General features: G+C 45.1%; 18 protein-coding genes. 2 read left to right on the forward strand and 16 right to left on the reverse strand.

Annotation, left to right across the window (positions count from 1 at the left end; all coding sequences use genetic code 11):
• The first annotated feature begins 417 nt into the window (after nucleotides 1-417).
• Nucleotides 418-906, forward strand: coding sequence for a cbb3-type cytochrome c oxidase subunit I (locus tag MJ768_RS00130; protein WP_239287159.1), 489 nt, complete (start codon nucleotides 418-420; stop codon nucleotides 904-906).
• Between the two features lie 13 nt (nucleotides 907-919).
• Here MJ768_RS00130 and MJ768_RS00135 read toward each other — a convergent pair whose 3' ends face one another.
• The 16 genes from MJ768_RS00135 to MJ768_RS00210 form a co-directional block, all read right to left on the reverse strand.
• On the reverse strand, nucleotides 920-1,339 hold the full coding sequence (locus MJ768_RS00135) for a hypothetical protein (RefSeq protein ID WP_239287161.1): 420 nt from the start codon (nucleotides 1,337-1,339) through the stop codon (nucleotides 920-922).
• On the reverse strand, nucleotides 1,326-1,757 hold the full coding sequence (locus MJ768_RS00140; protein ID WP_239287163.1) for a hypothetical protein: 432 nt from the start codon (nucleotides 1,755-1,757) through the stop codon (nucleotides 1,326-1,328). Before MJ768_RS00140 ends, MJ768_RS00135 begins: the two co-directional genes overlap by 14 nt.
• A complete protein-coding gene (locus MJ768_RS00145) occupies nucleotides 1,754-3,127 on the reverse strand; it encodes a 4Fe-4S binding protein (RefSeq protein ID WP_239287193.1) in 1,374 nt (457 codons plus the stop codon). Before MJ768_RS00145 ends, MJ768_RS00140 begins: the two co-directional genes overlap by 4 nt.
• Complete coding sequence (locus MJ768_RS00150) at nucleotides 3,102-5,717, reverse strand: fused MFS/spermidine synthase (protein ID WP_239287165.1); 2,616 nt, start codon at nucleotides 5,715-5,717, stop codon at nucleotides 3,102-3,104. The genes MJ768_RS00145 and MJ768_RS00150 overlap by 26 nt, the downstream gene beginning before the upstream one ends.
• Nucleotides 5,718-6,326: 609 nt before the next feature.
• Complete coding sequence (locus MJ768_RS00155) at nucleotides 6,327-6,713, reverse strand: hypothetical protein (protein ID WP_239287167.1); 387 nt, start codon at nucleotides 6,711-6,713, stop codon at nucleotides 6,327-6,329.
• The gene (locus MJ768_RS00160) at nucleotides 6,713-6,967 is read right to left on the reverse strand and encodes a hypothetical protein (protein WP_239287169.1); all 255 of its coding nucleotides are present in this window, start codon (nucleotides 6,965-6,967) and stop codon (nucleotides 6,713-6,715) included. The genes MJ768_RS00155 and MJ768_RS00160 overlap by 1 nt, the downstream gene beginning before the upstream one ends.
• Entirely contained in the window at nucleotides 6,964-8,028 is a 1,065-nt protein-coding gene (locus MJ768_RS00165) for a formylglycine-generating enzyme family protein (RefSeq protein WP_239287171.1), read from the reverse strand. Before MJ768_RS00165 ends, MJ768_RS00160 begins: the two co-directional genes overlap by 4 nt.
• Entirely contained in the window at nucleotides 8,029-8,499 is a 471-nt protein-coding gene (locus MJ768_RS00170; RefSeq protein ID WP_239287173.1) for a hypothetical protein, read from the reverse strand. It lies immediately after the preceding gene.
• Nucleotides 8,496-8,984 (reverse strand): c-type cytochrome, encoded by a 489-nt coding sequence (locus tag MJ768_RS00175; RefSeq protein ID WP_239287175.1) that lies wholly within the window; start codon nucleotides 8,982-8,984, stop codon nucleotides 8,496-8,498. The genes MJ768_RS00170 and MJ768_RS00175 overlap by 4 nt, the downstream gene beginning before the upstream one ends.
• Entirely contained in the window at nucleotides 8,981-9,259 is a 279-nt protein-coding gene (locus MJ768_RS00180; protein WP_239287177.1) for a hypothetical protein, read from the reverse strand. The genes MJ768_RS00175 and MJ768_RS00180 overlap by 4 nt, the downstream gene beginning before the upstream one ends.
• 43 nt (nucleotides 9,260-9,302) lie before the next feature.
• Nucleotides 9,303-9,623: a hypothetical protein gene (locus tag MJ768_RS00185; RefSeq protein ID WP_239287179.1), complete on the reverse strand. Its 321-nt coding sequence runs from the start codon at nucleotides 9,621-9,623 to the stop codon at nucleotides 9,303-9,305.
• Nucleotides 9,624-9,858: 235 nt separating this feature from the next.
• Nucleotides 9,859-10,524: a hypothetical protein gene (locus tag MJ768_RS00190; protein WP_239287181.1), complete on the reverse strand. Its 666-nt coding sequence runs from the start codon at nucleotides 10,522-10,524 to the stop codon at nucleotides 9,859-9,861.
• A 15-nt stretch (nucleotides 10,525-10,539) separates the two neighbouring features.
• On the reverse strand, nucleotides 10,540-11,502 hold the full coding sequence (locus MJ768_RS00195; RefSeq protein ID WP_239287183.1) for a cbb3-type cytochrome c oxidase subunit II: 963 nt from the start codon (nucleotides 11,500-11,502) through the stop codon (nucleotides 10,540-10,542).
• 36 nt (nucleotides 11,503-11,538) lie between these two features.
• Nucleotides 11,539-12,948, reverse strand: a complete 1,410-nt coding sequence (locus MJ768_RS00200; protein ID WP_239287185.1) for a cbb3-type cytochrome c oxidase subunit I — start codon at nucleotides 12,946-12,948, stop codon at nucleotides 11,539-11,541.
• Between the two features lie 78 nt (nucleotides 12,949-13,026).
• Complete coding sequence (locus MJ768_RS00205) at nucleotides 13,027-13,230, reverse strand: hypothetical protein (protein ID WP_239287187.1); 204 nt, start codon at nucleotides 13,228-13,230, stop codon at nucleotides 13,027-13,029.
• A gap of 66 nt (nucleotides 13,231-13,296) precedes the next feature.
• A complete protein-coding gene (locus tag MJ768_RS00210; protein ID WP_239287189.1) occupies nucleotides 13,297-13,578 on the reverse strand; it encodes a hypothetical protein in 282 nt (93 codons plus the stop codon).
• A gap of 241 nt (nucleotides 13,579-13,819) precedes the next feature.
• Here MJ768_RS00210 and MJ768_RS00215 point away from each other — a divergent pair, with 241 nt between their 5' ends.
• Nucleotides 13,820-15,286, forward strand: coding sequence for a hypothetical protein (locus tag MJ768_RS00215; protein ID WP_239287191.1), 1,467 nt, complete (start codon nucleotides 13,820-13,822; stop codon nucleotides 15,284-15,286).
• Nucleotides 15,287-15,390: the final 104 nt, after the last annotated feature.

Here is a 15,390-nt window from a genome sequence, read left to right on the forward strand (position 1 = left end):
CACCAGCGGACATTTCTACTTGGGAGAAACCGGACATTACTACTTTGGGCTAACAGATTGTGAGAAATACTTGCGTAACGAATGTCTTTTAGATACACTTCGAAAAGACGTAACAATGGTTATTTAAAATAACGATAGAAGGAGTAATATTATGGAAGTATTAGTTCCCATAGTGATTTTCGGAACTGGCATTATTCTCGCCACGGTCTTGTCTGGCTTGGGTATCCAACGGATTGTAGAGGGCCAAAAAGGTAATAAATAAATATTACTCAGCTACCATTACAAATTCTCAATATTTAAAACGATAAAAATCGTTATCCTGTTATTCGCATAAGCACGGCCATATGGCCGTGCTTTCGTTATTGAAGCATCACACCTATACTTCCCATGCGTTTAAACAACACTGAATACCCCCACTTGATCAAGTTTTTGTTGGTTTCCACAATTTCTTTTTTTTTCGGCGCAATGCATGGTATGTTGCAAGTGATTCCGTCCATACGAGCTTGGCTGGATTCTATCGGCAGCCCTTATGGTGGCCCTGGACACATGATAGATCCCCTGGCACATGCGCACATAAACTTAATCGGGGGGCTAGTGATATTGGCAATGGGAACCATGTATTATTTACTGCCCATTATTAGCGGAAAAACGATTTACTCTTTGCGCTTGATAAACCATTCGTTTTGGTGGACAACGATCGGTGTCTTTTATTTTTATGCTACGCAAGTGGTATTTGGCATCCTGGAAGGAAATTTATTACTAGACAATAACCTGCAAGCTATGGCACAAGTGCACCGCTTTTATGGACCCATCGTAGCCAGCTCAGGAATGATCATGGCGACAGGTTTTTGCATCTACCTTGCTAATGTCTTATTCACACTTAAAAATAAAGACCGGAATCCTTAAGAACTGTTTATTGCTAAGGCGATAAGTTCAACGGGAAGCGCAGAACTCCTTCAGCGCCGTTGCGTTTTATTTGCACCTGTAACACGGACCTAGTGCCTGGGGCAACTTTCGCCGCCCTGCGGTAAACACCTACCTCCCCATCTTGTATTGCCTGTATCCATTGGTCATGGTCGTCAGTGCGCACCGAAACCATAATGTCATGGACCGGTCCACGTTCACCAGTCACTATCACCAAAAACTCGTTTACTCCAGGACGCGGTGGGCTGGGCCTGGATTCGACTCGTACCTCCGCATCCTGCCACTTTTGCGGTTGCGTATCAGCAACTCGGTCTCCACCACATGCTGCTAACAGCACCAAAAAAAATAGTTTAATATATTTAATATTTGTGCTTCGCAGTCGGTTAACCATGGTATGCAAATTATTTTTCTGCATTGAGTTCATGGGATTGTTCTTTATTATTTTTATCTGAATCCAGCGTGCCGCCAATCGACGATCCATATAAATTAACCATGAAGCGAACAAAAGCGCTTCCGACGGCAACATAAAACAAAGCTATGATGAACCCCCAGTCCACCCAAGGGCGCTCATCACCCGGACGAAGGCCCCAAAAAGGGAAACTCAAACCTACCGCAACCAGTAACACCGCAACAGTCACTCCAATAAACCAATAGGGTATATTTTTTTGCGATTCAGGAATGGTTTCTACCAGTTCCCAATCTTCAAGCCCGCGTTTGGCCATACGTTCTTCATCAGAAGCATAGCCAAAATGATCATCTGGCTTCTCACCCCAGCGCGGCTCATCTACTTTCGATAAACCTTGAGCTTTTTCACGAATATCGCTGGCTATCATAGTTTTCTCCTTTGTTCGGAAAAATGTTGAACAGGGAATCGCCCCATCCAGGTATCACCTGCGGAAACTTCCACCACAATAGAATATAACCCTCGTGGCAGATCCCGCGCGATGGAAAGCACGAGCGATTCTCGTCCGACCGGTGATAATTTAATGTCCTCAGCGCTAAGCTGGTAACTGCCCGGCGGCAAACCTAACACGCGCACGTGTAGCTCCGCTGAGTGATACATTTTATTGGCAAGCGCAATGCGATATTCTTGAATCGTGCGACCTTGCTGAATATCCGCATTGCCCACTGCTACATGATAAGGTTGATATGACCATAATCCCCAAATAAACATTGTCGCACCCAATACCACAAAGGGAGTCGTCCAGCCCATTCGGGCAAACAAAGAAATTGCGACGCCACGAAATTTATTTACACTTTTATTCGTGCGTTCAAGCATATCAAAACGTAATAACCCAGGGACTCCTTGTTTGTTATGCAAGCGATTGCAAGCATCAACGCAATCGCCGCAATTGATACAACTGTCATAAATATCGGTTTTCCGCGGATCCAGATCGATAAAACAAGAAGTGACACAATAATTACACTTGACGCATTCATCGCTGCGACTAGCATCGTATGCTACATGCAAAGTCTGCTTGGTTTTAAACGAATGCATCCAAACCCTGTAAATGCAGGCGTAGCGGCACCAGAAATGTCTTATTAACGCAATGTCTATGAAAATGATCACGACACATACTGCATAAATCCAATGCAGCGATCCCGCCAACTTGGCATTTTCTTGCAGTATTACGAAAGACCACACTACACTTGGCGGATAGAAATAAAACAATGGGATTAGCGCAAAAAACATAGCCGCCCCCAAAAATGCAACCCCAAGCAGCATCCAATTCATAATCTTATTCTTGGCACCCGCCACGCGCGGCGCTTCGCCGGTTAAGCTTACTTCGGCATGCTTACCTAATAGTTTGTGCGTAAGATTGTTGGCCCACTCGGCCATAGTATTTTGAGGACAAACCCAACCGCAAAACACAGTACCTGCAGTCGAGTACAGTAACACCAAACTACTCGCCAAAAAAAGCCATGCCCCGGTTACCAAGGAAAAATCAGCCAACCATATTTGCCGATCAAGCACAACAAAAGCGGCCGCACCCGGATCAATTCGGAATAGGCCGCTAGCCGGAATCAATACAACAAGGATCAGGGCCAGCATCTGCAACAACCGCCGCTTCCAACGGTATTCGGAATAGGCTGGCTTGGAACCTACGACCGTGCCGATAACCTTGACCGGGATACTGGAAATAGATTTATACTTTACGCCACTGGCCATATTTAAGTTAATTCCCTGTCGTATTTGCTTCACGGTCAAGCGGGCTCAGCTCCAGTATGTGCGCACGACTCAATTCCGCGTGTGCATCACCAGCTTTACGCTCAATTCGCCACAATGCACGCACCGCTTCTACGTGATATGGATTAAGACGCAAAATTTTCTGCAACGCCTCTTTCTCGCTCAAACCATGCTCACGCGCTTGCGCTAAAGATGAAAACATATTATCAGCCAACGCATAAGCAATCCAGCGATCTTTTGCATTCGCCTTATACGCCAAGTGCGTTAGCTGGTTAGCCTGTTGCGTTGCGCCACGAGCAGCCGCAAGCCAGCTACGCGTCATCAGCTCGCTTGCTACGTAGGCGCGTTCAAAAGCATCTTTATCGTTGTCATGAATGCCTAGCAAATTTGCAGCGGCTTCCATTTTCGGCCTGGTTTTCAGCAAAATCTGTAATAAATTTGCCACATCTAATTCACCAGCGTAGCGTGCGCGCGGCAGACGGAATTCAATCACTGGCGACCACTCGTCTTGTACCTGTTCTCGGCTACCCGGCAATGGCCCCCAATAGCGTCCAAGCCAAGTCCACCCCCCTTCGCCTGCAGTCGCCTCATCCTGTTGCCCCAAGGTCATACGCTGCAAATTATGCAACAGCCCCTGCGCCCCCATAAACTTCTGCCGTGGGCCAACCAAGGCTAAATGCATTCCATCGAGAAATATTTGCGCATCTGGAAAAGCCAACCGAAAGCTGTTAAAAATCACGTTTAAAGATTTATTGTCGAATTGATTGAGCGCCAACCACTGAACAAATAGTCCGTTTTCGCTTAGGCGATTACGCACGCGCTGAAATTGCTGCACTGATAATAAAGAACTTGAACCAGCCAGATCCGGATGAAACACGTCGCCGATTATGACGTCGTATTGATCCAGACTCGCGCTTAGGAAATGCCGTACGTCGTCACGTTCCACTTTGGTTTGACGCAGCACGTTGCGATTTAATGGGGCAAACCAACTCGCTGCGGAATTAATCGCGCCCTGTGACAATTCAACAGCACTACGCTCTAAATTAGGAAACGCTAGAGAACCAGCCACGGAAATTCCAGTACCCAATCCGAGAAATAGTACCGAGCGAGGCTGCTCATGCAAGAGCAATGGAAGACGCGCTTGATTGGACTGCACGAACACCGCTGTAGGATCAGTTGAAGCATCCATTCTCTGCAAATCGGTCAGCAATACACGCTGCCCGTCTTGTTGCTCCACCACATGAGTCATCGAAATGGCATCTTCATAAAAATATAGATCCCTGCTTCCCGCTTGCGCCTGCGGCAATAGCATATTGACTGGCGGTAATTTTACAACTGGCCACGCTGCCATTAAAAAAAACGGTACGGCAAGCCATGCGGTACGCGACTGCGCCCAGGTTAAACCCAGGATCAACAACGCCAAAGCTGCCACCGCCACCGTAGCAGCGCTGCCCCAAACCGGAATCAGTACCACCCCCGCAACTACCGCGCCGAGCGCGGCACCCAGTGAATTAGCTCCATATAACCATATCCCACCGCCATTCGAGCGGCTGTTTAACAAAGGCAACCAAGCTCCAAGTGCCAGTGTAACAGGCAGAGTTAGCAGCGCGAGTAGTAACCCTTGCATTCTCAATGCTTCAAATAAAGATGCAAATTCAGCTCGCTCCACCCATGCCGAAAGCGCAGGAAGCAACCATAAACTTAGTATGGTGAATCCTCCAGCAGCAATGGGCAAGATTACAAACCACGCTTGCCTGTGCTGGCGCGGCGCGATCAAGCTGCCTATACCAATACCCAACAGAAATGACGCCAGAATCACTGTCAGCACATACTCGGTGCGTAGCATCACCATGCCGAACAATCGCGTCCAAGCTATTTGCAAGATCAGGCTTGCCGCACCGATCCCGGCATATGCGAACAGAAAAGCTAAACGAGGTCGGCTTGCCATAATGCTTTTCTCGGTAACCTGCGCTGTGGTGTAACGCGATGAAAGCAGCAACAGCGCAACAACTCCCAAACAGCCAATCGCGGCAACTACTCTGACTGCCCAGACCCAACCCAAGGCAGGCAGCAGCCAAAGTGGCAAGAGTGCGCCACAAGCAGCACCTAGCGTATTTAAACCGTAAATCTTCCCTAGTCGCTCCGGCCTATTTCCCAGGGATGCTAAAATCAACGGAAATCCTGCCCCCATGATGAAAGCTGGGAATAGCAACAAACACAATGCAACACTAGCAATAAGACCATACCATTGAAATAACGAAAGTTGTCCCGCCGCATATTCCATTCCCGCCGATGTCATTTGCAGAATCAGAGGCAAGAGTAAAGCGTAAACAGCAATACCACCTTCCAATGCAGCAAGCAACAACAAAGGCCTTTTGATTTGGGAAGCCCGGCGTACCGCAAACAAACTTCCCGCCCCCAACCCCCCCATAAATGCAGCGACGGTCAGCACCACCGCAAAAATACTCACACCAAATTGCAAAGAAAGTATGCGCGCCCACAATACCTCGTATGCCACGCTAGTCAGACCGAATAATCCATACAGCGCTGCCAGCGGCCAATAACTACGCTTTGAAACTATTGATTGTGACTCTTTCACCAGCATGAACTAACCTTAAATAGGTAACAATATAATTAAAACAAATGCTGATTACAGCGCAAGAATGTGAAAAATAAACTTGTTAAATATAACTTAGTAAAATTGAAGGCCTCGGCAGCCGAATTGCGGATCTAATAGCGAGCGCAATTGAGCAAACTCTGCAAGTGCAGACGCAGCATACGCGTTATTTTTTGACGGGCTCTAATCGACTTCGCATCGCACTGACCATCCATACCTCTAAGTAACGCTGAGCCGCTGGAAAAGCGACAACGCCAGAACTCGATGAAATCTTATTTGATGCGTCAACTCCGACTTGTCTTGAGATTCATCTGATGCAAGGAACGAAATGTCAACGCTTCAGAATTGCGTCTATAAAAAATATGCTCTGCAGAAAACGACTTTCCCCGTTTAAGCCGAGCGAGATTGCAATCTACTATCACAACAAATTCATCTAAGAACAAACTAGACAGGCAGGGGAAGCGGGAAAGGGACACCATTCAATACGCACAAGCGCAGCACTCAAAACGAACTAAAGAATATCGAAACATGAATTTAGCAACAGATACGGGGCTAAGCGTCGACAAAAATATGAAGCCAGATCGTTCTGTAATTGAATTAAAAAGGATAAAACCAAATAACGCCCACAATAGCGTGTACAAAAGCCAGCGTGATAGTAAGCCCAGCAGAAATCATATGCAACACAAATACTTGCTTACCATATATTCCCATAGCGATGCCCAGCGCCCCAGTAATTAGAAGCAAGATTAACAACGGCACGCCCAACAAAAACATAGTCAAATGTTTTTTTTGTATGGTTGAGGGCCTATCTACTTTAATCTGACTGGCTTGCTGTTCAAACGCCTCCATTACCTTGGCGCTATCACCCTTCTGAACATTTTCATCAGCTCGCGCAGTTGGTGTAGCACAAAATAAAAACAACACTGCTGTAATCAGCCAGCACGCTATTAGACTTGGATAGGAGCTACCCCTTACACTAGTCATTATTTCTCACTCTCGACTGAAATTGTCTGCTGCTCTTTCGGATCGGCCTTGCTTTCCGCATAGTGCCATGTCAACACCGCCATCAGAATAAAGGGAACAAAAAGAACACCCAGCAGGAATAAAAAAATATACCAAAGCGTATCAATATGCACGTGGAGAAAACGGTAGCTATCCACTGCATAGCACATTTTCGCAGAAGTCAATGCGAGACCAAGAACCATTCCCAGGTGCCGCACGATTTTGAGCATATTCACTCTCTTTTGTCCTTTACCCCGAGATTACTTGCACAGCGAAATCCAAAAAAATCGGAAGCATAATTTGCAAAAGCAAAATTTCGATGAAATACTGCGGACGAGAATGGATCCCCCTTCCATGAGCCACCACGCAATACCTTGTAGCTTCCCCCAGTCGGCACAATGTCAATCTCTTTTGCATTTGTCGCCCGCACGATTTTTCCTTTAAATAAATCTGACGGCGCGTCAGATCCTGGATAAGGCGTAAAATCATCCGCTGTCCACTCATTCACGTTACCCGCCATATCCATTACTCCATATGGACTAACGCCATTTGGATAAGCATTCACGTTGGTTGTAGAACCCACATTGTAATAAGTATTTAACCGCTCCGGTTCCATCTTGTTACCCCACGGCCAGCGCCTACCATCTGTTCCACGACCGGATTTTTCCCATTCCGCTTCAGAAGGAAGTCGCTTGCCTGCCCACTTGGCGTAAGCTATTGCATCATACCAAGACACCATAGTAACGGGGCGCAACGCTTCGCCTGAAGGAATTTTTCCTTTTTTCCAGTTGAGCGGCGGACGGTGTGAAGTAGCGACTACAAATTTGGCATATTGCGCATTAGTTACAGGATATTTGTCTATCCAGAAGGCAGGTAACTTAACTGTATGCTGCGGACGATTTTGTGCATCTGCACGCTCTAAGTCTGTACCCATCGAAAAAGCTCCATCAGGGATCAATACCATACTATCTATTTCAAGCCACTCCTCTTTGGAGAGCAAGTTTTCAATTTCCGTAGCACTGTATCCTACAGCATAATTTTTTTCGGCCTCATGCACACTATGCAATACTAAATCTTCACCAGCAGCGCGTATGTGCGATGATTCATCTTTCAATTCATAAGTTGCACGCGTGCGCATTTCACCCATACGTTCGAATCCCTGATTCACCACATAAAGGGTAATCCCAATTGCTAACAAGACAAAGCAAATTACAAAAGTAGCCGATAAGTAACGTTTGCGACGTGCATAATCTGCAGCAGGAAGTACAGTTTTTCTGTTCGCAGAAGTAACTGCCATCTAAATATCACTTTCTCTGTTGTCGGAACGTTGCTTATACAAAAGATCTCGCGGACTTCTTCCGTAAGTTCCTTTCACCATGATTTCACCCATGACCCCACCGAAAGCTGCCGAAGTCATAACAACAGTCACAAACAAAGCCCACATACCAAATGGAATTAGCGATGCATCTTCCGGAATTCCACTTAAATAGACACTATCCAAATAACTAATTGATTTAACTATTAGCGGCGGGAAGTAACATAACCATTTGCCGCCAAGCCCAAAAATGATAGCAACCAATACTCCGACAAAAAAAGGTAGCACCAACATATCTATGACCCACAGACCATTGAAGTCAAGAATGCCCCGAAATAACTCTATTTTTACTCCAAGTAAGCGGTCGCCAATGTAGTTCAGCGCACAGCCCATGATAACTGCCACTACCCCGCTGAGAAATCTGGCTCCGGTCAAGGGTGGCAATTTACTCATGGGTGATACTCTTGACCTGTAAGTACTTCATGTTCGGCTTTACGTGTTTCTTCAAGGTACCAATCTTGCACCTTCAGGCTTGCCATATAGCGTGCCAGAAGTCGCCGTTCACTTTCCGGCAGGTGCGCATAAGATGGCATTTGATATTCTTTCTTTAAGCGGGATGGCAATATTGCCTGAGGATTGATCGCTGAAAAATACTGGTATAACCAGTCTTCACTTCGCAAAGAGCCCATACCATCCAGTATTGGGGCGGGGACGGCTTTCATAAGATCACGCACCGTCCACAATGAATGGCAGCTTTTACAATTTTGTTGGCGATATATATCCATAGCAGCGCGCTCCAGAGTAGCTGATGCAGTGCTGTAATAGGGGATACCTTTATCGACTTCCTGAATAGTATTGAGACGCCATAGATTACGCCCCATAAAACCTACAACCACAATTGCAATTACTACAAAAACAATTTTTTCGCCTAGTTTCATTGGTCCTGTTGCTTTTCTTTTTCCTGACGCTTTAATACACGCTCCCGGCTTAGCATCTGTGCGGCATTAACCTCGCGACTTTTTGCATATTCTTGAGGTGACATTTTTTCTCTATCGTCCTCATCAAATACTAGATACTTGATATCTTCATCGAATTGCTCATTCTTCACTCCCCACCTAATCCAGTAAATGACAGCGATAATAATAAGTCCACCAACAATTAGCCATAGGTAAATAGACCATCCATCATCCAACGATTGCAAGTAGCTTTCCATATTTTCCTCAGTTGATTGTTAGGTAACCATCCTAGCAGATAATCTAGAAAAGATTTCCACCCAGCATTTGTAATCCGCCGAAAATGACGGCAACAATGATGCCTGTAATTATCAGGCCAAACATCACTTTTTCGCCAGATCTCATTTTCTTTGGCGCATGATCTCCAAACATCACCATATATACGATACCAGAAAACACCAATACTCCCAGCAACATGAAAAAAAACACACCCGTGCTAAATTGCTGGCTGCGCATCCCTTCTATGCTTAGATCTAATTTTGGTGAATATGCTGTGTTAGCTAACACATTTAAAACACTACCTACATTTAATCCTTCAAGAAATGAATAAATAATTATCTCCATTCATATCCTTGTAAAAAAGATTATGCCGCCATAGCGGCGGCATACCTTGTTCATTTAGCTTGCAACAGCAATGCTAACTTTTATTCGACCTTATTTGAGGACTTTTCTTATCATAATGGTCCACAAAAAAACTATAAAAAAACGGAGCCAAAAATCCAATCGCCACTACTCCCGCAAATACTGGGGGTCCATAATCAAAATCTATCATTTGATGCCTCCTGAATATAGTTAGAAATTAAACGTTATGTCGCCTGTCGCCGTGACGAGGATCACTATCGTGATGGCGAGGCTGCCAATGATAGGGTGGTAACCGTTTCACAGTGATTGTTACACCAAGAAAAAACATCGTAAGATAAAACAAGTCAATCGTGAACCCCTTATCCCACCAAGGCTGTTGACGCACTCGTTTACCATTAGGGCGGTAATTGCCCTCAAAATTAGCAATTTTCACCAGTGGTCCTACAACAGTGTAATCCTTAAGATCCACATCTGGAAGCTTCATTATTTCCTCAATTTGAGGCTTGATAACACGCAAATCATCCATACTAACCGGATGTCGACCTTGCTGAGCCTTGAGTGGACTATCTTTATTAATTTCAACAATACGCTTCATTGCCGCATCATCACCCTGGGTTTCTAGTATCGACTGGATTTCAGGAGTGTCCATCGCTTTAATATAATCAACGTAAATAGCAGCTGTTGGACGCTGCCCCCATAGAGGAATAGTAGTCAAGAATGCCGTTGCGATTGTTAACAAGACAAGAACAACAACAGGCACAGGTAAACGATTGTTATCCTCTGTCATCCCACCAAGATCCTCAGCCTCCCAAAGCTGTTTGGATCGAGCTACAGTGTCTTCATGTGTCAAAGTTACCAGCGGTTCATTAAATACCCAAGGCATATCGTCCCCCTTAAATTATTTCAGATTTACAACAAAATCAATCAAGTTCCGAATTTCGCTATCTTTAGCGTACATGGGCACGTCTGGAGGAGTAGTGATTTTACCTTCCCGATACTCATCGTACTCAGAACGCCATTTTTTGAAATCAATTTTTTTACCATCAGCGTCGACCTCGCCCCATAAATAATCAAAACGCGGCATGATGGAATGCGGTTGCACTAAACGCGGATTAAAGAAATGCAGCATCATCCACTCTCTCGACGCATTGCGTGATCCCACATGCAATAAATCTGGTCCTTTGCGGTCAGATCCAAATGCTGTTGGAGATTCCCCATTAAAATCACCTAGCATAGGGGGGGCGCCAAATACTTGCCAATCTTGCGTTTGTTCAGGCAGCAATGTATGACACCACCAACAACCCTCTCGTACAAACATGGTTTTTCCAGATCCGGCGTGTAAAACATCTGAATCTGCAGCTTGTTTTAAAACCTCATCTGGAGTCCAGCCTTTTGTGGCTGTCGCATTTTCCATATATGAAAGTGGCTTGTCCTCAAAAGTCAGCAATTGGTCACTCTTCTTAATTAGGAATACAGCACCGTTCTCCTTTTTTGCTTCTGTTACGCGACCTTGCTTGACACTAAGCTCCTCAACTCCCTTACCCAGGTTAGCAGTGTGAGTCACACCGTTCGGCAATGACGTTCCTGCAGGATATACATAAGCGTACACCGGCTCCATCGGTTCACCGGTTTTCGGATCTTTTCTGACCAGCACTTTCAATGGCTTATTCAATCCGTTCAGCAATGGATCTGCAATTTGCCAGCCTGAATCCCACCCCGAAGTCAGTTGCTTATCCAAGCCAACCTCGGAGACGATTGAAGCTGCAAGATCAAAACTTGGAAAAAACAAGGTAATGCTCATCGACAACCCAAATGCTACTCCAAACGCTCTGGAACCAATCCTATACTCTCTAAAATTCATTATTTTCTCCCCAGATCCTGGCTTAAAGTTTTAGGTTTAACGTTCGTAGGCCAATTCATGTGGCATACGTCCGGCCGGAATAACAGTACCTTCACGCGCAGTCATCCACATGTTGTATAACCAAAGAATGGTTGAAGAAAATACCATAGTACCGCCCAACCAACGGGCGATCATATAAGGATGCTCCGCGATCACGACATCAATGTATGGCACTTCATAAATTTTACCAGCACCCTGAATTAACCCGGCAATCGTCATTGATATCCAGTAGGTACTGAATCCAATTAACAACAACCAAAAATGCAGGTTTCCTAACGTCAACGAGTATAGTTTGCGTTTCATCAATGTTTGCAAACCAAGATATACGGCTGCAGCCTCAAGAAACGTCGAGAACCCCAACAAAGCAAGATGCGCGTGCGCCACCATCCAACCTGTACCGTGAATGTACCAGTTGATCGAGCGCGTTTGCTGGAAACCACCCTGCATGTTGAGTGGAATAGCCAGCAACACTCCGACCACGGTAAAACGCACCTCAAGATTCTCGACAAACATGTTCCATTTACCCTGCATGGTCAAGAGTATGTTTGACACAAATGCAATCGCTGGCACCAGAATCAAAACGCCTTCCACAGAAGCGAAAGATTTTAGCCACTCAGGCAAGGGGGCCGACATCAAATGGTGCGCGGCAGGAGTTGAATAAAACACAACAATCGACCAAAAGTGTAAGTGGCCTATACGGTGAGAATACAATGGATTACCAGTCACCTTTGGAATAACATAATAGGCAATCGCTGCAGCAACGGGAGTAATCCACAATCCCAAAACGTTATGCGCAAACCACCACGTCATGTAAGCCTCGGTTAGGCCAGTAAGATGAAAATATTCCGGTAGATTTCCAACCAAAAATACGATAATCAACATAAAAGTTGATGCCGCAAAAAACCAGTTAGTCGTATAGATACCTTGGGTGCGACGTTTTATTATGGTCATCCATACATTAACCGCCAAAGGAATAGATATAAATGCAGCTACAGCAAGATCCAGCGGCCATGGGAAGTCAGAATATTCGCGCCCTGAGGTCACTCCCATCCACAACAGAGTCAGACCCAAAAGAAGGGAGATATTCCACATCATGCAATTCCACAAACCAAGCTTTTCTGACCACAACCTTGTGTTCCCCAGTATCGGGGTGATATACATCATGGCCATTGCAAACGCCATCGAAATCCAGCCAAAGATTACCGCCAGTACATGCACCTGACGCATATGACCGAAGGCAAACATCTCCGTCCCCGTTACAAAATCAGGGAAAGCAAGCTTGGCCGCGTTGAATGACCCCAACCCGGTTCCGATCATAAACCAAATAATGGCAGAAAAACCGAAGAAAATCGCCGCCGAACCGACCGGGATAGCCTCATTTTTAGCAAACAAATACTTAAGAATCATGCTGCATCTCCTTTTTTAGCTCTAGGCAGTCTTAATGGCTGCCGCAATTTGCGTTAATTCCACTATAATTTTAAAGGGTTATTTTCTTGACGTTTTATGCGGCGCTATCGTATTTATCTCTTCTTGAACTATCTCGCCCACTGTACCGCCCACCACCTCACCCAAAGTATCAGTACCATCCGGCAAATGAATACGTTTGTGCGGCATTAATACATACCACGATAGCCACATACTAGAAAATGCCAAAAGCATGCAGAACGTCCCTGCTATTATTGGTAGCATGTTTCCCCTCCTTAATTTATAGTCGTCAGATTTTAAAGCAACTTTTTAAACAGACCAATCCACTATCTAACCATGGCGTGCATTTTCGATCACATCGTGACGCTTTAAACCAAGCGCCAGCATTAAACAAAACACAAAGCCAAATGCAAGCATCCAGAAAGTCATAAAACCATTAAATGTTGTAGGTATATATGAACCAGCACCAACACCACCCCAATCTTCGAATCCTGCACGCCCCATCCAACACATAAGGGCAGCTCCGAACACGCTGCCATTACCCATACCCGTTACAAATCCCGCAATTATAATAATCCAAAAGGATCTAGATGGTATTGACTTTCTTTGCATTTTGCATTTCCTCCCCCGGTTTTTTATCTAAAATATTTAGATATTTTTTGCTAATTTTTTAAGCGGAACTCGGATGTTTTCAAGCACATTTACTCTGCAACCGAATTCTTTCTGGCAATTGATAGTTTGAGATACCAGCAATTACTAAAATTCAGTGATATAAAAATGCAGTGATATAATAAAACCCTACGCTTAACCTTGTCAAGGCATAGTGCACCTAAACTAAACAATAATGCTGATTATGAACATTAATACCCTCTTGTCGCGTATCCCTCTTCGTTATTGGGGATATCTTTCGTTGTCATTATGGGGTGTGGCGATCCTTTTTTTGTTGCGCCCAGACCTTTACAATTTAGATGAGGGTTCTGCCAAATCACTTTTATTAGTATGGTCAATAGCTGATCAGGTGGCAGCTTCAGTTGTAACTTTTGGCGCGCCCGATTTGCGCGCATTGTTGTTTTTACCTGTGGCATTTCTTTGGACAGGCAATGTTTTTGCTGCCAAAGTTTTCACTACACTTTTGCTAGCCTTTGCTATTTGGTTACTTTATTTTTGGAACCGACACAGCGTCAATGCTGAAAGTGCATTAATTTCCAGTGGCTTGCTGATTGTATCGCCGTTGATGCTGGAACAAATTGATACACTTTCTCCCGGCATTTACTTGTTGCCGGCATTTGCATTTGGCGCATGGTTGAATGTGGAGTATCGCTTAAACCCTCGCCCAGGTGGCGGCTGGTATTTTTCCCAATTACTGGTCAGCGCCTTTAGCGTAAGTCTGCATCCCATTGGCCTGGCTTATCCATTAGCCCTACTTTGGTCATGGTATAAAGAACCACTGGATCAGAAGCAGCAGAAGTACTTTTTTATCGGCGTCAGTTTTGCTGCTCTCTTTACCTTACTCATGTTAAGAGGTTGGAATTACGTCGAATGGTTCCAAAACCCTATTAAAAGTCTTTCAATTACTGTGCTCGGATCATCTTTAGGCAGTGAAATACCAGCTGTCAGCTGGGCAGTAGGAGGGCTCATGCTTGCGGGGCTTGTAATTGTCGTGATCAAACAATACCGCAACCTATGGTCAGATTTTACGGGGCGCACCTTTCTTATTGGGTTGACGCTGGGAATTACTACCAGTGATTCGGCGTGGGGCATAATTGCGTTATGCCTTATTTTGTATTTTGGAATTCCTTTGTTGTTACAAGTACATCATGTTCGCGCAGGTAAGGGATTTGCGCAGCAACGTGGCTTGATGATGCTATTTATTATTATTCTTTCCACAGTATTTATGCAGGCAGATAAAAGGCACTACCAAATTCGACAGTCCGGCTTTCTATCTGAAGAAGACCAATTAATTCATATTTTTGCTGAAGAGGCTGAAAATGCCCGTAAAATCGCTGAAGAGGACAAAAGCGAAAAAAATCCTGTTCTTTTACGTGTAGCCAGCCAATGGCCAAGCCGTACTATGATCGCGTGTAAATGCGATACCTTGCCTTTACCCCCCGCAGCCCAGGACCCGCAGACTCAGCTAACCATGCTGCGCAGCATTACCCACTTATTATTCAATCCACGGCAAGCCAACAATGCAGCGCTCGCCCGGAACCTATCTATTCTAGGTGGAGGGATTATTGAAACTATCGCATTACAGCCCGGCGGGGTGCTTTTGCATATCAAAAACGTAAATACACCAGCCAACCTGAAAAATGGTAAATAAGTTATATATGTGAACTGCGTAACCGTCCCGAAAAAATTTCCCGACGATTCTAGCAGACTGTCGGACTTCGAGTTTTGAGGCAGCGTAACATATTGTTTTTTATA

Source organism: Candidatus Nitrotoga sp. 1052 (genome assembly GCF_927312905.1).
Taxonomy (GTDB): domain Bacteria; phylum Pseudomonadota; class Gammaproteobacteria; order Burkholderiales; family Gallionellaceae; genus Nitrotoga.